At 72.6% G+C, this 23,270-nt stretch carries 19 protein-coding genes; 11 read left to right on the forward strand and 8 right to left on the reverse strand.

The window, feature by feature from the left end; genetic code table 11:
- Positions 1-95 precede the first annotated feature (95 nt).
- Positions 96-1,973, reverse strand: a complete 1,878-nt coding sequence (locus tag IH50_RS0130020; RefSeq protein WP_030869176.1) for an MFS transporter — start codon at positions 1,971-1,973, stop codon at positions 96-98.
- Between the two features lie 120 nt (positions 1,974-2,093).
- Positions 2,094-4,652, reverse strand: a complete 2,559-nt coding sequence (locus tag IH50_RS0130025) for a D-alanyl-D-alanine carboxypeptidase (RefSeq protein ID WP_030869180.1) — start codon at positions 4,650-4,652, stop codon at positions 2,094-2,096.
- Positions 4,653-4,995: 343 nt separating this feature from the next.
- On the opposite strand from IH50_RS0130025, the gene IH50_RS0130030 reads away from it, so the two are divergent.
- From IH50_RS0130030 to IH50_RS0130040, 3 genes are all read left to right on the forward strand, one after another.
- Positions 4,996-5,751 carry a GOLPH3/VPS74 family protein gene (locus IH50_RS0130030; protein WP_030869182.1) on the forward strand — a complete coding sequence of 252 codons (756 nt, stop codon included), beginning with the start codon at positions 4,996-4,998 and terminating at the stop codon, positions 5,749-5,751.
- Between the two features lie 340 nt (positions 5,752-6,091).
- Entirely contained in the window at positions 6,092-6,949 is an 858-nt protein-coding gene (locus IH50_RS0130035; protein WP_030869184.1) for a helix-turn-helix domain-containing protein, read from the forward strand.
- Between the two features lie 226 nt (positions 6,950-7,175).
- Positions 7,176-7,367 (forward strand): DUF397 domain-containing protein, encoded by a 192-nt coding sequence (locus IH50_RS0130040; protein WP_030869188.1) that lies wholly within the window; start codon positions 7,176-7,178, stop codon positions 7,365-7,367.
- Positions 7,368-7,575: 208 nt separating this feature from the next.
- Here the strand turns inward: IH50_RS0130040 and IH50_RS0130045 are convergent, their stop codons facing one another.
- The gene (locus tag IH50_RS0130045) at positions 7,576-8,085 is read right to left on the reverse strand and encodes a glutathione peroxidase (RefSeq protein WP_030869190.1); all 510 of its coding nucleotides are present in this window, start codon (positions 8,083-8,085) and stop codon (positions 7,576-7,578) included.
- 87 nt (positions 8,086-8,172) lie between these two features.
- Between IH50_RS0130045 and IH50_RS0130050 the strand changes: the two genes are divergently transcribed.
- Complete coding sequence (locus tag IH50_RS0130050) at positions 8,173-8,880, forward strand: Crp/Fnr family transcriptional regulator (RefSeq protein ID WP_051767503.1); 708 nt, start codon at positions 8,173-8,175, stop codon at positions 8,878-8,880.
- A 6-nt stretch (positions 8,881-8,886) separates the two neighbouring features.
- Here the strand turns inward: IH50_RS0130050 and IH50_RS0130055 are convergent, their stop codons facing one another.
- Positions 8,887-9,420, reverse strand: coding sequence for a Pycsar system effector family protein (locus IH50_RS0130055; RefSeq protein WP_030869194.1), 534 nt, complete (start codon positions 9,418-9,420; stop codon positions 8,887-8,889).
- Between the two features lie 321 nt (positions 9,421-9,741).
- On the opposite strand from IH50_RS0130055, the gene IH50_RS0130060 reads away from it, so the two are divergent.
- From IH50_RS0130060 to IH50_RS38920, 4 genes are read left to right on the forward strand one after another with little or no spacing between them, the layout of a single operon-like run.
- Positions 9,742-10,485 carry a hypothetical protein gene (locus IH50_RS0130060; protein WP_030869195.1) on the forward strand — a complete coding sequence of 248 codons (744 nt, stop codon included), beginning with the start codon at positions 9,742-9,744 and terminating at the stop codon, positions 10,483-10,485.
- Positions 10,486-10,504: 19 nt separating this feature from the next.
- The gene (locus tag IH50_RS0130065) at positions 10,505-12,679 is read left to right on the forward strand and encodes a hypothetical protein (RefSeq protein ID WP_051767504.1); all 2,175 of its coding nucleotides are present in this window, start codon (positions 10,505-10,507) and stop codon (positions 12,677-12,679) included.
- Between the two features lie 7 nt (positions 12,680-12,686).
- Positions 12,687-14,216 (forward strand): hypothetical protein, encoded by a 1,530-nt coding sequence (locus tag IH50_RS0130070; RefSeq protein ID WP_030869198.1) that lies wholly within the window; start codon positions 12,687-12,689, stop codon positions 14,214-14,216.
- Positions 14,206-15,555: a DUF4407 domain-containing protein gene (locus IH50_RS38920; protein WP_030869201.1), complete on the forward strand. Its 1,350-nt coding sequence runs from the start codon at positions 14,206-14,208 to the stop codon at positions 15,553-15,555. Before IH50_RS0130070 ends, IH50_RS38920 begins: the two co-directional genes overlap by 11 nt.
- Positions 15,556-15,628: 73 nt before the next feature.
- Here IH50_RS38920 and IH50_RS0130080 read toward each other — a convergent pair whose 3' ends face one another.
- The 4 genes from IH50_RS0130080 to IH50_RS0130095 form a co-directional block, all read right to left on the reverse strand.
- On the reverse strand, positions 15,629-16,447 hold the full coding sequence (locus IH50_RS0130080; protein WP_030869205.1) for an SAM-dependent methyltransferase: 819 nt from the start codon (positions 16,445-16,447) through the stop codon (positions 15,629-15,631).
- An 88-nt stretch (positions 16,448-16,535) separates the two neighbouring features.
- The gene (locus tag IH50_RS0130085; RefSeq protein WP_030869207.1) at positions 16,536-17,912 is read right to left on the reverse strand and encodes an MFS transporter; all 1,377 of its coding nucleotides are present in this window, start codon (positions 17,910-17,912) and stop codon (positions 16,536-16,538) included.
- 3 nt (positions 17,913-17,915) lie between these two features.
- Positions 17,916-18,836, reverse strand: a complete 921-nt coding sequence (locus tag IH50_RS0130090) for an amidohydrolase family protein (protein WP_030869210.1) — start codon at positions 18,834-18,836, stop codon at positions 17,916-17,918.
- A gap of 78 nt (positions 18,837-18,914) precedes the next feature.
- Entirely contained in the window at positions 18,915-19,940 is a 1,026-nt protein-coding gene (locus IH50_RS0130095) for an amidohydrolase family protein (protein WP_030869214.1), read from the reverse strand.
- Between the two features lie 207 nt (positions 19,941-20,147).
- Between IH50_RS0130095 and IH50_RS0130100 the strand changes: the two genes are divergently transcribed.
- The 3 genes from IH50_RS0130100 to IH50_RS0130110 are packed head-to-tail and all read left to right on the forward strand — an operon-like array spanning position 20,148 to position 23,232.
- Positions 20,148-20,819 carry a response regulator transcription factor gene (locus tag IH50_RS0130100; protein ID WP_030869217.1) on the forward strand — a complete coding sequence of 224 codons (672 nt, stop codon included), beginning with the start codon at positions 20,148-20,150 and terminating at the stop codon, positions 20,817-20,819.
- 11 nt (positions 20,820-20,830) lie between these two features.
- Positions 20,831-22,243: a sensor histidine kinase gene (locus IH50_RS0130105; protein ID WP_030869220.1), complete on the forward strand. Its 1,413-nt coding sequence runs from the start codon at positions 20,831-20,833 to the stop codon at positions 22,241-22,243.
- Complete coding sequence (locus IH50_RS0130110) at positions 22,240-23,232, forward strand: TAXI family TRAP transporter solute-binding subunit (protein WP_030869225.1); 993 nt, start codon at positions 22,240-22,242, stop codon at positions 23,230-23,232. The genes IH50_RS0130105 and IH50_RS0130110 overlap by 4 nt, the downstream gene beginning before the upstream one ends.
- The last annotated feature ends 38 nt before the right edge of the window (positions 23,233-23,270 follow it).

A 23,270-nucleotide genomic window follows, 5' to 3' on the forward strand; every position in this document is an offset into this window, starting at 1 on the left:
CAAGCAAGCGTAAGGTCAAGAGCAGGTAAAAATGTTCGACTAGCTGACCTTCGTTCACGGTCATGAACAAAGCCGGAGGGGTGGAGACCCCGGTGTCAGCGCAGCTCGTCCGGGCAGGGCGTACCCCGCTCCCCCCACTTGTACGGAGCCGCCAGGTGGTACCTCCCCGGCCGGGGCGCGAGCAGCGTCGTCCACGTGTCGCCGTTCTCGTCCTCCTCCGTCTCCATCAGGCAGCCGTGGACGTTCTCGTACGTCTTCGGCTCGCCCTCCGGACGGTCCTCGGACTCCTCCGTCTCCCGCGGGGGGTCCAGCGCCTCGCCCTCGGCGTCGACGAGGCCCAGCCACGGCGAGTACGGGACCCGGATCAGGATCCGGCCCGCCTTCTCCACCCGCAGCGTCCACTCACCCTGCTCGGCCCGCTCCACCACCGTGTTCGGCTCCGCCAGCGGGGTCGGCGCCTCCACCGCGAACAGCTGCCAGTTGGCGTCGCCCCAGATCTGCTCCAGATACGGCAGCCCGCGCTGTACCAGCTCCCGCTCCCGCTGACCGCCGTCACCGTCCGGCTCGTCCTTCGGCAGCACCACGAAGTGCACGCCCCAGCGCTTCAGCCACTCGAGGTAGTTCGCCGAGTTGAGGGTGTCGTCGTAGAAGAGCGGGTTGCGCTTCATGTCGGCCTGCCGGTTCCAGCCCCGGGCCAGATTGACGTACGGGGCGAGGGCGGACGCCTCACGGTGCGAGCGGGCCGGGACGACCTCCACCCGGCCCCGTCCGGCACCGGCCTCCTGGAGCTCGTTCACCAGCGGCGCCAGCTCGCGCGCCCAGGACGCGCGTGGCGTGGTGCGCACCACGTCGTCGACCGTCTTGAAGCCGATCCAGCCGGTGAAGCCGACGAAGGCGACGACGATCGCGTACCACTTGCGGGATTTCGGCACCGCGAACGGCAGCGCCGCCGCCAGCGCCACCCCGCCGAACAGCATCGCCAGCCGGGTCATGTTCGACCCGATCTGCGAACTGATCAGCCAGACCAGCACGAGCCCGAGCCCGTACACGGCGGCCGTGATCCGTACGGTCCTCCACTCCGCGGGGACCAGGACGTACACCAGGACCGAGTACATCAGCGGCAGGATCACCGAGCCGATGGCCATCGGCTGGGTCCCCGAGAACGGGAACAGCCACGCCGACACCGCCACCACCGCACTCGGCGCGAGACCCAGCGCCCACGCCCCCGGCCGCCGCTTCTGCAGGAACAGCGCCACCGCCACCAGGCCCACGAACAGCCCGGCGACCGGCGAGGCCATCGTGGCCAGCGCCGCCAGCGGGGCCGCGCACAGGGCCTTCGCCCACCGCTTGTAGCGCCAGCGGTACGGCCAGCAGAAGACGACGGCGACCGCGCCGAGCGCGAACATGGTGCCGAGCCCGTACGTCACCCGCCCCGAGGCCGCGTTGCACAGCAGCGCGAACACCCCGGCGAGCGCCGCCCACAGGGGGTTGCGCACCGACCGGCTGCGCATCAGCACCAGGGTCAGCAGCCCCGCCGACACGGTGCCCGCGATCATCATCGTGGTCCGCACCCCGAGGACCGACATCAGATACGGCGACACCACGCTGTACGACACCGGGTGCATCCCGCCGTACCAGGCGAGGTTGTACGCCGAGTCCGGGTGCCGGCCGACGAACTCGGCCCATGCGTCCTGCGCGGCGAGGTCGCCGCCGCTGTTGGCGAACGTGAAGAACCAGACGATGTGCAGCAGGCCGGCGAGAGCGGTGACGGAGAGCACCGGGTGCCGCAGCATGCGGGCGCGCACGGCGAGGACGGCGGTCATGAACGCGCCGGAGGTGGCGGGGGTGCCGGAGGTGCTTGGGGTGTCTTCAGTGCCCTCGGATGTCCGCTGTGTCCCGGCCGGAGGTATTCGCGGGCCGGACTCCGGGTCCGGATCGGCGTCGTCGGCGTGTGTCGGCTCCGCTGTGGCCACCTGAAGGCACTCCCCGTGTCCCGTTCCTTGCCTGTTCCCTGCCCGTTTCGTGACGCTAGCACGCAGCCGGACGGCCGTCGCCCGGGTGGGCGACGGCCGTCCGGCTCGTAGGTCCCCGGGTCAGGAGAGACGCGTCAGCTTGGCCATGAAGCCGGGCTCCACGAGGTCTTCCTGCAGGGCGACCGGCACCTTGACGGCACCGCTCGACCCGTCGCCGACGGTGAGCGTGCCCACCTTCGTGCCGGCCTTCGCGGTGTGCGGCAGGTCGCCCCCGGCGAACGTCAGCTTCACCTTGAGGCCGGCCCAGCCGACCGCCTTGACGTCCTCGGTGACGGCGACGGGCGTACGGCCGCCGAGACCGTCGTCCACGTACCCGACGACGGTGCCCTTCTTCAGGATCTCCGTCGAGGTCAGCGCATCCTGGGCGGCGCGCAGCGCGGGCTTGCTGACCTCGTTGACCGTGTCCAGGATCGACGGGCCCTTGTGCTGGCCGAGGATCGCGCCGACGACGGTGATCTCCCGGCCGCCCACCTTCTTGCGGGCGGCGAAGAGCAGGTTGCCGCCGGCCTTGGTGGTGGAGCCGGTCTTGATGCCGATCGCGCCCATCGTGTACGGCAGCTCGTTGTAGTTGCTCCAGTACTGCCCGCTCGGGTCCGTCCAGCTGGCCGCGCTGGTGATGGCCACCATGGCCGGGTTCCTCATGGCCGCGATGCCGAGCTTCGTCTGGTCCTCGGCGGTGGAGACGGTGGTCTCCTTCAGCCCCGAGGGGTCGGTGTACGTCGTGTCGGTCATCCCGAGCTCCTTGGCGGTGTCGTTCATCTTCTTGACGAACGCCTCCTCGGAGCCCGCGTCCCAACGCGCCAGCAGACGCGCGATGTTGTTCGCGGAGGGGATCATGACGGCCGACAGCGCCTGCTTCTCGGTGAGGGAGTCACCGGCCTTGACGGTGTTGAGCGTGGACTCGCCGGCCTTGTCGTAGCCGCCCTCCTTCTCCGCCTTCGCGTCGACCTCGATCTTCGGGCCTTCCTCGCCGGGCTTCAGCGGGTGCTCGCGCAGGATGATGTACGCCGTCATGGTCTTGGCGACCGAGCCGATGGCGACCGGCTCCTGCTCACCGAAGTGGTCCATCGTGCCGATGCCGTCGCCGCTCATCCACCCCTGTCCCTCGCCCGGCCAGGGCAGTTTCACCTGGTCGCCGTCGAAGGTGTGGGTGTCCTCCGCGGTGAGCGCCAGGGTGGGAGCCGGCAGCGGGCGTACGGCCTGCACGATCGCAAAGACGATCGCGAGGAGCACGACCAGTGGCGCCCAGATCTTGATCCGCCGCACGGCCGTCCGCAGCGGGGTCTGCGGGGGCGGCGGGGTGTTGGTCAGCTCGGCCAGCAGGTCCAGCGGCGGTCTGGGCGGCAGCGGCTGCTGTGTGGTCCGCTCGGGGCCGACCTGCGGGAGGGCGGAGGTGGCCCCGGCGGGAGCGGCGGGGGAGGCGGGCGGCTTGCGTCCGCCGAGGTCCTCGTCCCGCTTGAGCGCGACGAACTTGCTGGTCCGCTCGGCCTCGGCGGCGGCCTCACGGCCCGCACCGCCCAGCTTGAGCATGGTGGTGGGCTGGTCGACGGCGGGCGCGGAGGGCCGCCCGGTCCGGAACACGGCGGTGGGCTGATCGACGGGGCCCTTGGCCTTCGGCCGCCCGTCCGCACCCGCGGCACCGGCCTTGGGGGTGCCGGCCGCCGGCCCGTCCCCGGGTTCGTCCTCACCGCGCCGGTCGTCCTCGCCGTCCTCGTCGGAGGCGTCGTCGACCGCCCCCGGGGCCTTGGCGGCCGGCTTCCCGTCACCATTCGCGGACGAACCCGCCTCGGAGTCCCCCTCGCCCGAGCCCGCGAGGGCGGCGGCCTCGGCCGTACCGGCACTTGGCGCGTCCTGCCCGGTCTCCTCGGACCCGTCCCGGCCGCGGGGCGCGTCCTGTGCGGAGACGGCGGACTCCGGCGCGGCGGCGTCCGTCCCGGCGCTCCCGGACTCGTCCTCGGCGCGGGGCGCCTCGGCCCCGTCCGACGCGTCCTCGGCCCCACCCTTCGGCTTCGTGGTGTCGGCCGCCCGCTCGGAGGCGTCCTCGGCCTTGCCGCTCGCGTCGTCCGTGCGGCCGGGCTCCGGCTCGGTCCCGGTCTCGCGCTCGTCCTGGTCGTCGGTGGCGTTCGCGGTCGTACCGGCCTCGGGGGTGTTCTTCCGGTCCCGGATGTCGGCCGCCCGTCCGGAGGTGTCCTCGGCCTTGCCGCTCGCGTCGTCCGTGCGGCCGGGCTCCGGCTCGGTCCCGGTCTCGCGCTCGTCCTGGTCGTCGATGGCGCTCTCGGTCGTACCGGCCTCGGAGGCGTCCTCGCGGTCCTCTGCGGCGGCCGTCGGGTCCGAGGTGCCCTCGGCGTCGGCGGCGCTCTCGGTCGTACCGGCCTCGGGGGTGTCCTCCCGCCCGGAAGCGTCCGACGCCTCGTCAGCGGCGCCCCCGGTGCCGTCCCCGGTGCTGCCCCCGGTCCCGGACTCGTCCGGATCCGCCGGGCGGACCCACGCGGCCACCGCCTCGCGCAGGCGGCCGGACTCCTCGCCCGTGCCGGAGGGCGTCTCCTCGCGCACCGACAGCACACGGGTGGCCGTGTCGACGGCCCCGCGGCTCTCCGAGGACTCGGCCTCGCGGCTCACCGCCAGTCGGGGATCCCGCTTCCCGGGAACCGGGCCCCCGCTCCCCGACGTCGTTTCTTCCGACGACTCGCGCTGCTTCGACCTGTCGGGGGACTCGCCCGCCACCGATGCCTCCTCCATGTGCCGCACGCCCCGCGTGCGCCAACCGAACCGTGAACCGCCCGCCCGCGACAGCACTCCGCGGCGCTGTCCGAACCATGTACCAGTGTCCTGTGTGCGGACTTCTCCCACGTGGTAGACGAGAACGACATAGCTACTGGTTCCACTACGAACCGGTCACGCACCCTCGACAGACCAATGTGAGAGGGGTCACCCTGTCATTCATCCACGCGGGGAGGCATGGATGGGCAGGAGCCGCAGAACACTTCCGGAGGAGCTTCTGCTGCTGGCATTGGACCCGACCACGGGTACCACTGCGCAGCCGCAGTCGCTCGACCTCGGTCTGGCCGGAGCGCAGCTAGTGGAGCTGGCGCTGGCCGGACGGATAGCCCCAGACGGGGATCGTATCGCCGTGGTGGTGCCACGGCCGACTGGAGACCCAACACTGGACTGCGCGTTGGAGTTGCTGCGAAGGCGCGGCGCTCCGGTGCGGGCGGTCCACTGGATCGGCGGGCCGCGTCTCGGGCTGCGCCAGACCTATCTCTCGCATCTGGAGCGGTGCGGCATGGTGCACGCCGTGGCCGGACAGATGTGCGGGGTGCTGCCGACGACTCGCTACCAGGCGACGGACACCGAGATCAGCCGGGAGATCAGAACCCGGCTGGACTCCGCGATCCGCACCGGCGTCCCGCCGGACCCGCGGACCGCGGCGCTCGCCGCACTGGCGCACGCGGTCGGCCTCGGCAAGCACCTGTACCCGGGGAACGAGGGACGCTCCTCGCGTTCCCGGTTGCGGGATCTGATCCGGCACGACCCGATGGGCGGACTCGTCGCGCACGCCGTGATGGACGTCCAGAACGGCGTGGCGGCCCAGCCGCGCCGCAACTCCGCCCCGGCGGGCCGGCAGGCCCCCGCCGGCGGCCGGAGCGCACCGGAACCCGCCCGAGGCGTTCCGGCGCAACCGCACCGCGGATCCATGGCACGCGCCGCGGCCCACTGAGCCCGTACGTCCCCCAGGGAGCCCGTACGTCCCCAGGGCTCGACGGCACAGGCGGCAGGCAGCGGAACGGCCGACGGATCCACGGCCGGCAGACCCGGTCACGGGAGCCGCGGTCCGAGCGGGGCGAAGGAGAGCGCACGGGTTCTCCCTCGCCCCGCTCGGCGCACCCACGGCCGGCCTCGGCGCACGCCAACTCCCGCCATCACATCGCGAAGTGGCGTGTACCCGTCGTATATCCGCCGTTTCCCAGCGGCGGGAAGCACCTTGGTGGCAATCTGCTCAACAGCAGACACGCAAAGTGGCAAGTAGTACAAGGCACGCAGCCGGAGGTGCACGTCCCGTGGCGTCCAATGTCAATCCCACCGTCAGGCGGCGCCGGCTGGGCCAGGAGCTGCGCCGGCTCCGCGAGGTCAAGGGCATGACCGCCGAGGAGGTGGCGGAGCGGCTGCTGGTGTCGCAGTCGAAGATCAGCCGCCTGGAGAACGGCAGGCGCAGCATCAGCCAGCGTGACGTCCGCGATCTGTGCGGGGTCTACGAGGTGGAGGACCAGCGGATCGTCGAGTCGCTGATGCAGATGGCCAAGGACTCGCGCCAGCAGGGCTGGTGGCACGCCTTCGGCGACATCCCGTACAGCGTCTACATCGGTCTGGAGACGGACGCGGAGTCGCTCCGGGTCTACGAACCCCAGATCATCACCGGTCTGCTGCAGACCCGCGCGTACGCCGAGGCGATCGTCCAGGGCGGTTCGCCGGAGTCGTCCGAGCAGGACAACGACAAGCGGGTCGAGGTACGGCTGCGCCGGCAGAGCCGGATCACCGCGGAGAAGGACCCGCTGCGGCTGTGGGTGGTGCTGGACGAGGCGTCGCTGCACCGGGTCGTCGGGAGCCGGCAGGTGATGCGGGAACAGCTCGAGCACGTCATGGAGCTGTCCCAGCTCCCGCACATCACCGTGCAGGTGCTGCCGTTCGAGGTCGGCGCGCACGCCGGTATCAACGGGCAGTACTCGATCCTGGAGTTCGCCGACGCGGCCGACTCCAGCGTCGTCTACATCGAGGGCGTCACCAGCGACCTGTACTTGGAGAAGCCGCACGACGTGCAGAAGTACACGGTGATGTACGAGCACCTGCGGGCCCAGTCGCTGAACGTGGAGGCGTCCCGGCAGCGCGTCGAGCGCCTCGCGAAGGAGTACGCGCGCTGAGCACCGGCCGGGAGGCGGCGGGATGATACACCGTTGACATGTCAGGTTGGAAGTATCACCTGGTATATGCCACCCGGTCGAGTGAACGACTGCTCCGAAAGAAGATGTCGGCGAGTAGCGTCGATCACGCCAACCACCAGCGAGGGTTGGCGCAATCCGTCCTGTGGGTTCACGTCGGAGCACACAGGCGGATGACAGCGACTCGGCATCTGGCTACGGAGCGAACATGGCAATTCGTCTGGGCGCCACGGAAACGTGGACGACGTCCTCCTACACCAACAACAACGGCGCGTGCGTGATGGTCAGGTCGACCACCGAGGCGGCGCTGGAACTCGGGGACACCAAGGTCCCCGAGGGCCCGAAGCTGGCCTTCCCCGCGGACGCGTGGAGCGCCTTCGTGGCCTCGGTCAAGAGCTGACCGGTCCGACGACCGCCACCGGGCGACACCGGACCGGCACGAGCACCACCGGCAGGGCCCTCTCGACCAGTTCGCCGTCCTAGCCGAGAGGGCTCGGCCCGTGTCCTCTCGGCTCAGCCCGGCGGCGTCAGCCCCTCCGCCGCCGTCCACTCCTCGACCGCCTCGAAGGCGGACACGCGCGCCCCCGCCCCGGAGTCAAGGCCGACGGTCAGCCGATCGCCTTCTCCACCGCCGCCACGACCTCCGCCGACTCCGGCTCGGTCTGCGGCGAGAACCGGGCGACGACCTCACCGTCCCGCCCGATCAGGAACTTCTCGAAGTTCCAGCGGATGTCCCCGCTGTGCCCCTCGGCGTCGGCGAACCCGGTCAGCCGCTCGTACAGGGCGTGCCGCCCGTCCCCGTTGACCTCGACCTTCTCGGTCATCGGGAAGGTCACGCCGTACGTCGCCGAGCAGAACTCGGCGATCTCCTCCGCGCTGCCCGGCTCCTGCCCGAGGAACTGGTTGCAGGGCACGCCGAGCACGGTGAAGCCCCGCTCCGCGTACCGCTCGTGCAGCCGCTCCAGACCGGCGTACTGCGGGGTCAGCCCGCACTTGGAGGCCACGTTCACGACGAGCACGGCCCGCCCCGCGTACTGGGCGAGCGAGGCGGAGCCGCCGTTCAGCGCGCCGATCTCGACATCGAGGGGAGAGGCGCCGTTGTTCTTCGCAGTCGTCATGAACGGGAGCCTAACCCCATGGCGCGGGGCCGGACGGGCGGGCAGGATCGGTGGGGTCACCGACAGGTCGGGGGGACCACCGTGCCGATGCCGCCGTACAGCCCCGGCTCCGCCCGGTGGCCCGCGGGCAGTCTGCTGGGGAAGCTGCAGCCCCGGGCCCGGCAGGAGCTGCTCGGCCTGGGCGTGGAGACCCGGTTCGAGGCGGGGCAGGTGCTGCTGAGCGAGGGCGCGCACGACCGGCACGTCCTGCTGCTGCTGTCCGGCTTCGCCAAGGTGACGGCGCGCGTGGAGAACGGGGAGGCGTCGCTGCTCGCGGTGCGGGTGGGCGGTGACACGGTGGGCGAGATGGCGGCCATGGACGGGGCGCCCCGCTCGGCCACGGTGACGGCGTGCGGGCCCATGACCGCGCGGGTGCTCCAGCCGGGCGTCCTGCGGGCCCTGCTGATGCGGCGCCCGGACGTGGCGATCGTGCTCACCGGGATCGTCGCCGACCGGCTGCGCTGGGCCAACCGCCGGCGCCTGGACTTCCGCGGCTACCCGGTCAAGGTGCGGCTGGCCCGGCTGCTGGTGGAACTGGCGACCACCTACGGGCACCCGGTGGGCGGTGGCGTGGTCCTGGGCTGCCGGCTGACCCAGCCCGAGCTGGCCGCGCTCACCGGGGCCGCCGAGACGACGGTGCACAAGGGGCTGCGGGAACTGCGCGAGGAGGGGCTGCTGGAGACCGGCTACGGATCGACGGTCATCCGCGACCTGCCCCGGCTCAGACGGATCGCGGACCTCGCCCCCGAGGAGTAGCAGCGGCTACGACAGCAGCGGCCGCACCACCACCAGCAGCCCGGCACTGACACCCATCACCGCCGTGCACACCACCGCCCCGGTCAGACAGCGGTACTTGCTCACCGCCACCCGGGCCAGGAAACGAACGGTTCCCGACAACTCCCGCCGCTCCCGCGCCGCCTCGGCCTCCTCGCCGTCCTCCGGCGGGGCGGCGGGCGGCAGGATGTCCGGGCCGGTCGCCAGGTGGACGAAGCTGTAGCGGTTGGCGCCCCCGGGACGCAGCACCCGGGGGCGCAGGGCGGCGGCGAGGAAGCCCGCGCCGGCGAACAGCGCGCCCAGGAACAGCGCGAGCAGCACACCCGCGAGCACCCCCGGCGCTCCGCCGTCCCGTACGGCGCGCAGGGCGGGCCCGCTCCACCACGGCGCGGTGCCGACCAGGGCCGCCTGGACGGCGGCCAGGACACCCGCCTTGGCGTCCGCGTGCTGGTGGGTGGTCTGCAGCGCGGTGAACATGTACCGCGCCGGACGGCTGTCCCGGTCGGCTCCGGTGGTCGGCATGGGGACTCCTGCGGTCGGTGGTCGGCTCCCGCTCTCCATTGGGGCCCGGTCCGCGCGCGGAGATCCGGCATTTCTCCGGGATCGCGGGTGACTTGTTCTCGCCCCCGCGCACCGGAACCCGCCCGTCACTTCCGTGGCCGGCTGTATGTTTCGCACCCTTCCGCATCCCGTATTTAGACGGGGTTTCCCCCCGGGCGCGACGTGTACCACTGGCGTACCGGCGTCCGCATGGTTCGGGGGAGCGGGCGCCGGTGTGCCACGGAGTCCCCGAAGACGTGCGTCCCAGGGTGTGACTCCATTGAAAGAACGGGGAGTTCGAGCATGGGTACCTTCCGTCGCAGGCTGCTGCTGGCGGTCGACGCCAAGGGGTACGGCCGCGTCGACGTCGTGACGCAGCGGCAGTTGCAGGAGGCCATCCAGAGGCTGCTGACGGAGTCGGCCGGCGCGTCCGGGCTGGCGAGGGAACACTGGGAGACGCAGGTCGGCGGCGACTCGGTGCTCGCCGTGCTGCCGGAGGGCGCCTCCGAGCCGCACCTCGTCGACACGTTCATGCGCCATCTGGACGCGGGTCTGCGGGAGTTCAACCACGGCAGGGTGCGTGAGGCATGGCTGCGGCTGCGGGTGGCCGTGCACTTCGGTACGGCCGTGCCGGCCGCCAACGGATTCGAGGGCCGGGCCCCGGTCGAGATCGGCCGGATGCTGGACAGCGCCGCGCTGCGCTCGGCCCTGGACGCGGCCCCGGACGCCTGCATGGCCCTCGCGGTCTCCTCGACCGTCTTCAACGACGTGATCAGGGAGGCGTACACGACGGTCCGGGCGCAGGAGTTCCGCGAGGCGCGGATCGAGGAGAAGGAGTACACGGGGCGGATATGGATCCGGGTGCCCGGACACGACGGGCGGGCGCCCGGCCCCGGCACCGTCGAGCCCGCGCAGTGGTGCGCGGAGGGTGGTGAAACTCCGGACATGCGCCCCCCGAATACACCAACTGCTCCTGGCGACACGGTAGTTCAAGTCATTTCCGGAACCGTCCACGCTCCGGGTGCCGTCTTCGGGATCTCCAAGTGACACGGAGTGATGACTGAGGATGGACGAGGAGCAGAGCGAGCGGGGAGCCGAGGGAACCGGGAGAGCCGAGGAGGCCGAGGAGCCCAGGAGGACCCAGGGATGCGCGGAGGCCGAGAGCCCCGGGAAGGCCGAGGGGCCCGGGAGGGCCGACGGACCCCGGGCCGGACAGGACGCCCCCGAGCAGCCCGACCCGAGCACCCCCAAGCAGCCCGACCCGGCCGCCCCGGAGAACCCCGCGGCGGCCCCCGTGCACCACAACCGCGTCAACCAGTACTTCTACGGAGCCCTCGACGCCCCCGGCGCCCACTTCGGCATCGGCGCCGGCGACTCCGCCAGCGTCCGCCGCCGCGCCGTGGGCCGGCTGGACGCGGGGGAGGCGGACGCGCTCCTCGCCCCGTACGTGGAACCCGGCTGCTTCGAGGAGGCCGCCGCCGCCCTGGAGCAGGACGGTGTGGTGGTGCTCGTCGGCCCGCCCGGCATCGGCAAGCGGTCCGCGGCGGTCGCACTCGTGGCGAAGGCCGCCGAGGGCACGGAGTACGTGGTGCTCTCGCCCGGCCGGAGCCTGGAGGACCTCGCCGACGGGCGACGCATGACGTTCGGCAAGGGCGTCGGCTACGTGCTGATCGACCGCATGCACGAGGCCGCCTCGGGCACGACGGACTTCGACTGGCGGCGCGTCCGGGACGCCGTCCGGGACGCCGGCGCCCACCTGGTGATCACCACCGTGCACCCGGTGGAGGGTGACGCCCCCGGCTCCGTACGCCATGTGCCGTGGGAGCTGCCGGACCTGGCCGCCGTCCTGCGGGTGCGGCTGCTGCGGGCGCGGTGCGCCGCGGACACCGTCGAGCGGGCCGCGGCCGGCCTGCCGGAGGGCTGCGGGGTCGCGGAGGTCGCCGAGGCGGCCGAACGGATCGCGCGGGGCGCCGACCCGGACGAGGTGTGGCAGGAGTACGGCAGCGGCGCGGCGGAGCCCGTACGGGACTGGTTCGTGGCCGGGCGGGAGCCGCACGAATGGGTCGAGGTCACCACGCTGGCCTTCGTCACCGGCGTCGGCTACCGCGACTTCGAGACCTGCCAGGAGCGCCTGGAGGAATGGGTGGCGCCCACCTTCCCGACGCTGGCGAACGACGAGGAGACGGCCTCCGCCCACCGCCGTGACGCCGACCGCCGGCTGTCGCTGGGCCGCAACACCCTGGTCGCGGTGGAGGAGCGCAAGGACGGCGCCCTCACCCGCGGCGCGCTGGTCTTCGCCCACCCCCACTACCGGCAGTGGGCGCTCCAGGAGCTGTGGGCGAAGCGCTCCACGGCGTACTGGAACGGCGTACGCGACTGGCTGACCGAACTCGTCGGCACCCGGCCCGGACTCGGTGTGCAGCTCTCCGTCGCCTCGGGGCTCGCCCTGCTCACCCGGCCCGCGTTCGACGAGGTCGCCGAGAACTACCTGCACCCCTGGGCGGGCGGCGCGGCCGGACCGGAGGGACAGTCCACGGCCGTCCTGGTGCTGCAGTTCATGTGCCTGGACGAAGGGCTCGCCGCCACCGCGCTCGCCGTGGGCCGCGACTGGGCCCGCTCGCCGGACCCGGCGCTGCGGTCGGCCGCCGCCGCGGCGTTCAGCGGGGCGCTCGGCGTGCGGTTCCCCACCGACGCCGTGAACGTGCTGCTGCGGCTGACCGGCCGGTCCGAGGAGGCGGCGCCCGCCCTGGCCGGCCTCGTCGCCCTGCTCCTGGAATGCGGCGAGGACACCGGCGCGGTGCTGCGGCCCCTCGCGTACCGGCTCAGGGCCCTGCGCACCACGCTCACCGGACGTCACAAGGAGACCGTCCTCGACACCGTCCGGACCCTCCTCGGGGCCCGCGACCCCCGGACCGGCCGGCTGGTGGGCGCCTCGCTGCTGGACGGCGACCCCGCACAGAGCGACCGGATCGCCGAACTGTGGGCGGGCGTGCTGGAGAACCGCCCGCGCCGGGGATGGGCGCTGCGCTTCCTGCACGCCACCCTGCGCGACCTGACCGCCGTGACGGCCGGACCGGAACCGGCGGCCGAGCGGTTCGGCCGCTCCCTGGGCGCCGCCCTGGCCCCCGGGGAGCGGCAGCACCTCGCCACCGCCCTGCGGCGGACCGCGGTGCGCCCCGACCCGGAGACCGCCGCCCTCACCGAGACCTTCCTTACCGCCGTACTGAGCACGGAGGACTGACACAGGTATGGCCGAGAACTATCCCCTCGTCGAGCAACGGGAGTACCGGCGGCCGGAGAAGCGCGTCGGCTGGCTGAACAAGCGCAGCGTGCGCGACGATGACGAACTGCCCCTGATCGCCGGGCACCAGGTGCGCGTCTTCCGGGTCGGCGAGGAGTACGTCGAGGACCCCGGGCACCTGCGGCCCGACGACCCGCTGGTGACCGGGGCGAGCTCCGTCACGGTCGTCGACCGGCGGGTCGAGGTCCCGGTCGTGGTGGAGACCCGCATCCCGTCCGCCGAGGCGGGCGACTTCACCGTACGGACGACCTTCTACTGCACGGTGACGGACGCCTGCGCCGTCGTACGCGACGGCGTCACCGACATCGAGGCCCTGCTGCTCGCCCATCTGCGGGAGGTCCCCGGGCTCACCGAGGACGGCAGCGACCTGCCGATCGTCGACTCGGACGCCGTACGGGAACGGATCGACGCCCGGCTGACCGCGTACCACGAGATGCGGCCCGCCCCGCTGTCCGGGCTGCGGGCCCGGCACGGACTGGTCGAGGTCCTCACCCCGGCGGAACTCGCCGAGGACATCGCCAAGCTCCAGGAGGAGCGCCGGCAGCGGGAACGCGACCGGATCAGGCAGGAGTGGGAGCAGGAGTCCGCCCTCAAGCGCTCCTGGCTGGAGACCGAACTGGAGCTGAAGCGCGAGGAGCTGCGCAACACCAGCGCCCTGCGCAAGGAACGCAACCGGCAGGAGGAGGAGCTGGAGAAGGAGTACGGCCGGCAGAAGCACGAGACGCTGCTCTCCCGGTTCCGGCGCGAGTCCGGCGCCGAGGACCAGCGGCACGAGCTGGCGCAGCGGGCCGAGCGCAACCGCTTCAACCGGGACCAGCTCAGGGAGGACGTCCGGCTGATCGGCGCCGACCCGATCCTCGCCGACTTCAACGCCTGGCGGCAGGGCGACATCAGCGCCGACGAGCTGTCCCGGCGGCTGCACGCGGACGACGAACGCCGGGCCGAGCTCACCGACCGGCGCCGGCGGGCCGAGCTGGAGGAGGAGCTGACGCGGCGCGGCTTCGACCGGGACGAGGTGCGCTGGCAGGTGGAGCAGGACGACCGGCGCAAGGAACTCGAACGCCAGGCGGCGCGCGAGGAGGAGGCCGCGCGGCAGCGCGAGGAGAGCCGCCGCTGGGACCTGAAGCACCAGGACCGGGTACAGGCCCGCCACGAGGCCCGCGAGGACGCCCACCAGCTGCACCGGGACCGTCACGAGCTGAACCAGCAGGGGCTCGCCGCCTGGACCCAGCTGAGCAAGCAGGCCTTCGAGCGCGGGCTCTTCGACGGCCAGCTCAGCGACCCCGGCGCACACATCAACCGGATCCAGGACATCTCGTACGACGGGGGCCGGCCGGCGGCGGAGCGCGGCACCGCCCGGGAGGTCCCGGGCGCCGCCCACCGGAGCATCCCGCAGGGCGAACCCGCCGGCTTCGACGAGGACGACGCCGACCTGGACCTCGGAGGCACCGACTCGGAGGCGGACCTTGGCCACTGACACACCCCTGCGCCTCGCCGACAGCGCGCCCTACGACGACGACCCGGCCACCGGCCGCCCCGTCCCCGTGCCGGCCACCGGCCCCGGGACGCGGCTGCGCCGCCTGATCGGCATCGACGAGGCCCTGCTGTCCTGGGTGCCGGAGGAGCGCACCCGCTACACCTGGTACGGCGCGCTCGTCCTCAACACCGCGCTGCTCGGCGCCCTGTCCATGTCGCTGGCGCTCGGCAGCTTCCGCTCCGACCTGCCGCTGGTGGCGGTGCTCGGGGTCGCCGCGGTCTGGTTCTGGGTGGTGCTGGCCATGGACAGCTGGCTGGTGTCCAGCACCCACGGCACCACGGTCAAGAAGTGGTCCCTGGTGCTGCGGCTGTTCCTGTCGGTGCTCCTCGGCCTGTTCATCGCCGAACCGATCCTCTTCCAGATCTTCGACAAGGAGATCCGCCAGGAGATAGCCGTCGGCAACGAACAGAAGGTGGCCGACTACCGGGGCAGGCTCGTCGCCTGCAACCCCACGGGCGGCGAGTCCACCGCCGGCCGCCCGGAGTGCGCCCGCTACCAGCTCAAGGTGGCCGGCTCCCCGGCCGAGCTGGCGGAGCAGATCAAGAGCAACGAGGCCGGCATGAAGACCCTGCAGAGCCGGGTCACCGAGATCAACAAGACCCTCGACGGCAAGATGGCCACCGAGCAGCGGGAGTGCGGCCGGGACCACTGGATCCGCAAGGGCGGTGGCTGGGACGTCACCATCACCTGCGAGCGGGCCCGCAAGGACTCCTCCTCCTACCGCACGACCAGCAAGATCGACACGTACGAGAAGCAGCTCGCGGGCATGCGGGACAAGGCGGAGACCCTGCAGGCCAGGAAGAACCGGGCCGCCGACGCCTACCAGCCCCTGCTGCAGGAGGCCATCGACACCAAGACCCGCCGGCGGGCCGAGGGCCTCGACTCGGAGGGCATCCTCACCCGCGCGCACGCCCTGCGCACCGTCGCGGACTCCGACGGCTTCGCCCTCTTCATCACCGTCGTCCTGCACCTGCTGCTGCTCTCCCTGGACGCCCTCCCGGTCCTCGCCAAGTTCATGAGCGGCGCCACGATGTACGACCGTCTCCTCGGCTCCCGCTTCGACGCGAGCCGCCGGCTGTACACGGAGGAACTCCAGGTGCAGCAGGCGTGCGTGCGCATGGAGCACGAGGTGCGCCGGCACCGGGTGGAGCAGGAGACGAAGGAGCACATGCGCCGCACGGAGCACGAACACCACCGGGCGCAGGCGGAACGGGCGGTGCGGGAGCGGGCGGAACTGGAGGAGCGGATGGAGCGGATCATGCGGACGAGGAGGGCCTGAGCGCACGGCCGGCCGGGACGGGGCCGGGGCGTGCCTCCGAGGGGGCACGCCCCGGACGTCGTGCCGCCGGTGGTCAGGGCTTGCGGCCCACACCGCAGTAGGCGTCCACGGCCGTCGCGCCGTCGCCGTCCTCGTCCGGCCGCCACTGAGGCACCCGTACGACGCCCGGCTTCACCAGTTCCAGCCCGTCGAAGAACCCGGCGATCTCCTCGACGCTCCGCACGTGGTACGGCACGGCGCCGCTCGAGTTGTACGCGGCCGAGGCCGCGATCATGCCCTCGCTGGTGGCCGTACTGTCGCTGATCACCAGGTGACTGCCCGAGGGGAGCCCCGCCATGAGCCGGCGCACCAGGTCACGGGCCTGCTCGTAGTCGGAGACGTGGCCGAGCGTGTTGAGGATCATCAGGGCGACCGGCCGGGACAGGTCGAGCGTCCCGGCGGCGGCCCGCAGCACGGCCTCCGGGTCGTACAGATCGGCGTCGAGGTACGCCGTCCTCCCCTCGGGTGTGCTGGTGAGCAGGGCGTTCGCGTGGGCGAGGACGATCGGGTCGTTGTCGACGTACACGATCCGGGAGTCCGGGGCGACACGCTGGGCCACCTCGTGCGTGTTGTCGGCGGTCGGCAGCCCCGTACCCACGTCCAGGAACTGCCGTACGCCCTGCTCACCGGCGAGGTACCGGACGGCCCGCCCCAGGAACCGCCGGCTGGTGTGCGCCACGTCGACCAGCCCGGGGAAGATCCCCTTGATCTGGTCGCCTATCTCCCGGTCGACCTTGTAGTGGTCCTTCCCGCCGACGAAGTAGTTCCAGAACCGCGCCGAGTGCGGCTTGGTCGTGTCGATCCGGGCGCGTGTCGCGAAACCGGAACGGTCCTGGGTGATGTCCTCGGACACGGGCGAGCCTCCTGGAAACGGTCGATGGTCAGTCGCCTTCAACCTAGGCGAACCGGCCATTGAGCGCTGGGAGTTGAGGGACTCGACGTCACCGCGCCGCCACGGCCTCCGGTTCCTTCTCCAGGGCGGCCGCGCGGGCCTGCCGGGTGCGCGGTCCGAAGACGGCCAGGGCGACGGCTCCGACCAGCCAGGTCCCGGCGATGAAGTAGAAGACGCTCTGGTAACCGCTGCTCTGGTAGAGCGCCGCGACGATCAGCGGCCCCGCGGCGTTCGACAGCCGGCCGAGGCCGTAGGAGACGCCGGTGCCCAGCGAGCGGCCACGGGTGTCGAAGAGTTCGGGGGAGTAGGCGTACGCGAGTGCCGTGTAGCCGCGCTCGAACATGTTGACCAGGAAGCCGAAGACGATGATCAGCACCGGGTTGAAGGTCAGCCCGTACAGCAGGCCGCACAGCGCGATGACCGTACCGAAGGCGGCCAGGCTCCACTTGCGTTCGAAGCGGTCGGTGACCAGGGACGCGAGATAGGAGCCCAGCGGCGCGCCGACGGTGGTGAGCGCCACGTAGAAGACGGACTTCTCGACGCTGAAGCCCTCCTTGGCGAGCAGCGTGGGCGCCCAGCTGGAGAAGCCGAAGAAGCCGATGGTCTGCGTCACCCACAGCACCGTGAGCAGCAGCGTCGGGAAGAGGTACTTCTTCCGCAGCAGCAGGCGCACCGGGGTCCGGGTCGACGGGGTCTCCTCCACCGGGGGCGCCGGCTCGGGCAGCGGGCCCTTCTCGGCGGCGACGCTCGCCTCGATCTCCCGCAGCACCTCGTCCGCCCTGGCGTGCTCCCCCCGGCTCTCGTACCAGCGCGGCGACTCCTTCAGCCGCCTGGTGAAGAACACGAGCAGGATGCCCAGCGAACCCCACAGGTAGACCAGCCGCCACGACCAGTCGTTGAGGGGCACGACCGCGCTGGCGACGAGGTTGGTGGCCGGGGTGCCGCAGATACCGATGACGATGGCGTACGCCTGGAACTTGCCGCGCACGGCGGCCGGGTACATCTCGTTGACGTAGATGACGGCGACGACGGTCATCGCCGCCAGGCCCGCCGAGGTGAGCACGCGGAACACGCCCAGCGACACGATGTCCCAGGAGAACACCGAGACGAACGAGAAGACGCCGAACCACACGGTGGTCAGCATCAGGGTCCGTTTGCGGCCCCACCGGTCGGCCATCGCACCGGCGCAGATCGACCCGAGGAACATGCCGACGAACGACAGCGAGGTCACGTAGGCGACCTGGTCGATGGTCACGCCCCACAGCTTGATCAGCTTGGGCGCGGTCGTCGCGAAGGTGTTGATGTCCGCGAACTCGAAGAAGTACGCGAAGGAGACGGCCACCAGGGTGACCTTGTGGAACCGGCCGATCGGCAGCCGGTTCAGCCGGTTCAGCGCGTTGGCGTGCGGTACGGGTGACTGCTGCATGGGTCAGCTCTCCTCGCCGGGCCAGTACAGGTTCATGGGGTTGTCGACGAGCAACCTGCGCCGCTGTTCGGCCGTGACCGCGACCCGCGGCACGTAGTCGACCAGGAGGCCGTCGTCGGGCATGTGGTCGGTGAGGTTGGGGTGGGGCCAGTCGGTGCCCCACAGCACCCGGTCGGGGAACTCCGCCACGACGCGGCGGCCGAAGGGCACGACGTCGGCGTACGGGAGCGGTGCGCCGTCGAGGGCGGCGGGCCCGGTGACGCTGAGGCGTTCGGGGCACGTCACCTTGACCCAGACGTCGCCGGCGTCGACAAAGCGCAGGAACCGGGAGAACTCCGGCCCGTCCACCGGCCGGGTCACGTCGGGGCGGCCCATGTGGTCCACCACCAGCGGGGTGGGCAGCGAGGCGAAGAAGCCCTCCAGGTCCGGCAGGTCGGCGCTCTCGAAGTAGAGGACGACGTGCCAGCCCAGCGGGGCGACCTTGTCCGCGATCACCCGCAGATCGTCCTGGGGCGAGGCGTCGACCAGACGCCGTACGAAGTTGAACCGCACCCCGCGCACACCCGCCGTGTGCAGTTCGAGCAGCTCGCTCTCGGTGACGTCCGGGCGGACGGACGCGACACCGCGTGCCCGGTCACCGGCCGACCGTACGGCGTCCACCATGGCGGAGTTGTCGGTGCCGTGGCAGGTGGCCTGCACGACGACGGTGCGGTCGACGCCCAAGTGGTCGCGCAGGGCGAACAGTTGGTCCTTGCCGGCGTCGCAGGGCGTGTACTTGCGCTGCGGCGCGAAGGGGAACGCGGCCTGCGGGCCGAAGACGTGGCAGTGGGTGTCGACGGTGCCGGGAGGGAGCCGGAAGGCGGGTTCGGACGGGCTGGGGTGCCAGTCGAGCCAGCCCGGGGTCTTGGGGGCGGCGGTGGGCATGGGGCTCCTCGGGAGAGGGTGGGGACGGGGATCTTCGGGGAAGGGGGAACGAGGTGGGGACGGAGGCCTGCGGGCCGGTCAGCGGCCCTGGCGCCTGAGCAGCGCGTCCAGGCGCGGGTACACGGCGCGGGCGTTGTGCTCCTGGATCGCGGCGAGGTCGGCGGCGGGCAGCGCGGCCGCCTCGGCGTAGCGGCGGGTGTCGTCGAAGTGGTGGCCGCTGCACGGGTCGACGTCGCGGACGGCGCCGATCATCTCCGAGGCGAAGAGGATGTTCCTGGCCGGTACGACGTCGAACAGCAGGTCCGCACCCGGCTGGTGGTACACGCAGGTGTCGAAGAAGACGTTCCCCAGGACGTGTTCCTCCAGCGGCGGCTTGCCGAGCGCCATCGCCAGGCCCCGGAACCGGCCCCAGTGGTAGGGCACCGCGCCGCCGCCGTGCGGGATGACCAGGCGCAGGTCCGGGAAGTCGGCGAACAGATCACCCTGGACGAGCTGCATGAACGCCGTGGTGTCGGCGTTGAGGTAGTGCGCGCCGGTGGTGTGGAAGGCGGGGTTCACACTGGTGCTGACGTGGATCATCGCCGGGATGCCGTACTCGACCATCTTCTCGTAGACGGGGTACCAGGAGCGGTCGGTGAGCGGCGGGGCGGTCCAGTGGCCGCCGGACGGGTCGGGGTTCAGGTTCAGGGCGACGGCGCCGTACTCCTCCACGCAGCGGACCAGCTCGGGGACGCAGGTGGCGGGGTCGACGCCGGGTGACTGCGGGAGCATCGCGGCGGGCGCGAAGCGCTCCGGGTACAGCAGGCTCACGCGGTGGCAGAGCTCGTTGCAGATCGCGGCCCACTCGGCGGAGGTCCGGAAGTCCCCGACGTGGTGCGCCATGAAGGAGGCGCGCGGCGAGAAGACCGTCAGGTCGATGCCGCGTTCGTCCATCAGCCGCAGCTGGTTCGCCTCGATGGTCTCGCGCAGCTCGTCGTCACTGATCCGCAGGTCCGCGCGGGACGGGGCCAGGGCGGGATCGGCGAGCCCGGCGATCTGCCGGTCCCGCCAGGCCGCGAGGGCCGGCGGGGCGGTCGTGTAGTGGCCGTGGCAGTCGATGATCATGGCTGGTTCCTCTGCTCCGGTGCGTCGTCCTCGACCGCTGCAGCCTGGCTCCGCCCGCCACGGCGGAGGAGACGACCGGGCACAGAACTAACCTCCCCTTAACATTCGGGGCCCGGGGCGTCCGGCCGCGCCCCAGGGGCACCGTCGGCCGTGGTCTACATTCGGAACCGGAGACTCCTCAACGTGGCCGGAAGGAGGCGGGCAGGAATGCAGATCCTGCTGGCCGAGGACGACGACGGGGTGGCCGCGGCCCTCGTCGAGGTCCTCTACGACCACGGCCACGACACCCGGCGGGTCCGCAACGGCAGGGACGTCCTGACCTACCACCGCAGCGCCGACCTGCTCCTCCTCGACCTCGGCCTGCCCGACGTCGACGGCCTGGAGGTGCTGCGGGGACTGCGGGCGGTCAGCGACGTCTCCGTACTGATCCTCACGGCGCGTGGCGACGAGCGCTCCGTGGTGCGCGGCCTGCGGCTCGGCGCCGACGACTACCTGGTCAAGCCGGTACGGCTCACCGAACTGCTCGCCCGGATCGAGGCCGTCACCCGGCGCACCGCGTCCCGCCCCGCCGCGCCGGCCGCCCCCACCGCGCGCACGGTCCGCGCCGGTGACGTCGAGGTCGACCTCGACGCGCGCCGCGTCCGGGTGGACGGCACGGAGATCGACCTGACCGCGAAGGAGTTCGACGTCCTCGCCGTCCTGGCCGCACGGGCCGGTACGGCGGTCAGCAGGGAGCAGCTTCTGGACGAGGTGTGGGGCGACGCCCACCACGCCGTCTCCCGCTCCCTCGACGTCCACCTCACCCAGCTGCGCGCCAAGCTGCGCCGCCCCGGCCTGCTCACCACGATCCGCGGCTTCGGCTACCGCTTCGGGGACTGAGGGGCCGACGCGTGCGTACCCGGGTCCAGGCCGTGCTGCTGGTGTTCGGCATCCTCGTGGTCGCCGCGTTCGCCGTGCCGCTGCTGCTGTTCACCGCCTCCGACCGCACCCAGCAGCTGGTGCTCGCCCGCAGCTCTGCCCTCGACCGCTTCGCGTCCCTCATGGACCAGGCGGCGGCGACCGGCGACACCTCCGCGGTCGTCACCGAGGCCCGGCGCTACACCCAGCTCTACGGCGAACCGCTCGTCGTCACCGACGTCCGCCGGGCCCCCGTCGTCCAGACCGGCGGCATGCGGGCCGCCGACCCGGCCGTCGCCCCGCTGATCGACGCGGCCCTGCGCAACCAGACCGCCCACCCCAAGGGCCCCCTGCGCCCCTGGTCCCGCGGCCACCGCACGTTCGCCGAACCCGCCGGCACCGGCACGCGGGTCACCGGGGCCGTCGTCATGCGGGCGTCGGTGGAGACCGCCGCGCGGGACATCGCCCGGCGCTGGGCGGCCGTACTGGCCGGGGCGGCCCTGGTCGCCCTCGCCTGCACGGCCCTCGCGCGGGCCGCCACCCGCTGGGTGGTCAGCCCGCTGCGCCGGCTCGACCGTGCCGTGGGCCAGCTCGCCGCGGGACTGCCGCCCGAGCAGACCAGCGGCGGCGGACCGCCGGAACTGCGCCAGCTGGCCACCGGCTTCAACCGGATGGCGAGCACCGTCACGGCGGCCCTGGAGCAGCAGCGCCGGCTCGTCGCCGACACCTCCCACCAGATGCGCAACCCCATGGCCGCGCTCCGGCTCCGCGTCGACGCCCTGCGCACCCACCTGCCCGCCTCCGCCGACCGCACGTACAACGGCGTCACCGGTGAGCTCGACCGGCTGGAGAACCTCCTCGACGACATGCTGGCCCTGGCCACCGCGGAACACCGGGCCGGGGAACTGACGGTGACCGACGGCACGGACGCCCGGTGCGACGCCGCCGAGGTCGCGCTGGGCCAGCACCGGCGGTGGGAGCCGGTCGCCCGCCGCGCCGGAGCCGGCCTCACCACCGACGCCCCCGCCACCCCGGTCCCGGCCGCCTGCACCGACCACGAACTCGCCCAGATCACGGACATCCTCCTGGACAACGCCATCAAGTACGCGGGCGGCCCCGGCGCCCGGATCACGCTCACCTGCGGAGTCGAGGGCCCCTTCGCGGTCCTCACGGTGACGGACGACGGCCCCGGTCTGGACGCGGACGAGCTGGCCCAGGCCACGACCCGGTTCTGGCGCTCGACCCGCCGGACCGGGACGACGGCCGGTACGGGCCTGGGGCTGGCGATCGCCGAACAGCTCCTGACCGGCCGGGGCGGCAGGCTGGAACTCGGCCCCGCGCGGCCCCGGGGACTGCGGGCCCGCGCACTCGTCCCGCGCGCCACCGCCGAGGGCGGTACGTCATGACCCCGTTCCCCGGCCGCCGTACCGTGCTGCGCGCGGCCGCCGGATCGGCGGCCGGTGTCGCCCTCGGGGGCGTGCTCGCCGGTGACGCCTCACGGCAGGGCCCCGGACCGGGCGGCGTCCTGCGTCTGGCGACCGGTGAGCCCACGGCCTTCTACGCGGCCTTCGGCCGGCTCCTCGCCGCCGAGATCGAACGGGCACACCCCCGGCTGAGCTGCCGTATCCGCACCACGGCGGGCAGCATCGCCAACATCGAGCTGCTCCGCGACGGCCGCGCCGACCTCGCGCTCGTCCTCACCGACACCGCGCGCGCCGCCCGGGACGGCAGCCTCTTCGAACGCCCGGTGCCCCTGCGCGCGCTCGGCAGGCTCTACGAGACCTACCTCCAGTTCGCCGTCCGCGCCGACTCACCCGTGCGCAGCGTGTCCGGCCTGACCGGACACAAGGTGTCGCTCGGCGCCCTCGGATCGGGCGCGGCCCTCCTCGGCGAACGCGTCCTCGACGCCGCGGGACTGTCGCCCGGCACCGACGTCCCCGTGCTCCATCTGCGGCTGGCCGAGGCGGCCGACGCCGTACGGACCGGCGCCGTCGAGGGCCTGCTCGTGGCGGGCGGCGTACCGCTGCCCACTCTCACCGGCCTCGACGCCGACCCCGGCCTGCGGTTCCTGCCGCTGGCCGGACTGCTGCCCCGGCTCGGCGGCCACGACGGACTGGCCGGCTCGGGCCTGGAGGAGGTGCCGTTCCCGCAGGGCGCCTACCGCGGCGCGGGCGGCGTCGCCACCATCGGCGTGTCCAACCTGCTGGTGTGCCGCCCCGGTCTGGCCCCCGCCGTCGCCGACGCGGTCACCCGCCTCCTCGTCCTGCGCGCGAGCGCCCTCGTCCCCGCCCACGCGGTCGGTGCCCAGTTCCTCGACGTCCGCACCCTCATCGGCACCGGCAGCGTCCCCCTGCACCCCGGCGCGGTCTCGGCATACCGCTCGCTGCACGGCTGAGCGCGCCCATGCCGACGGCCCCGTCACCGGTCCGGCCC

The sequence above is a fragment of the Streptomyces sp. NRRL S-37 genome (assembly GCF_000721605.1).
Lineage (GTDB): Bacteria > Actinomycetota > Actinomycetes > Streptomycetales > Streptomycetaceae > Streptomyces.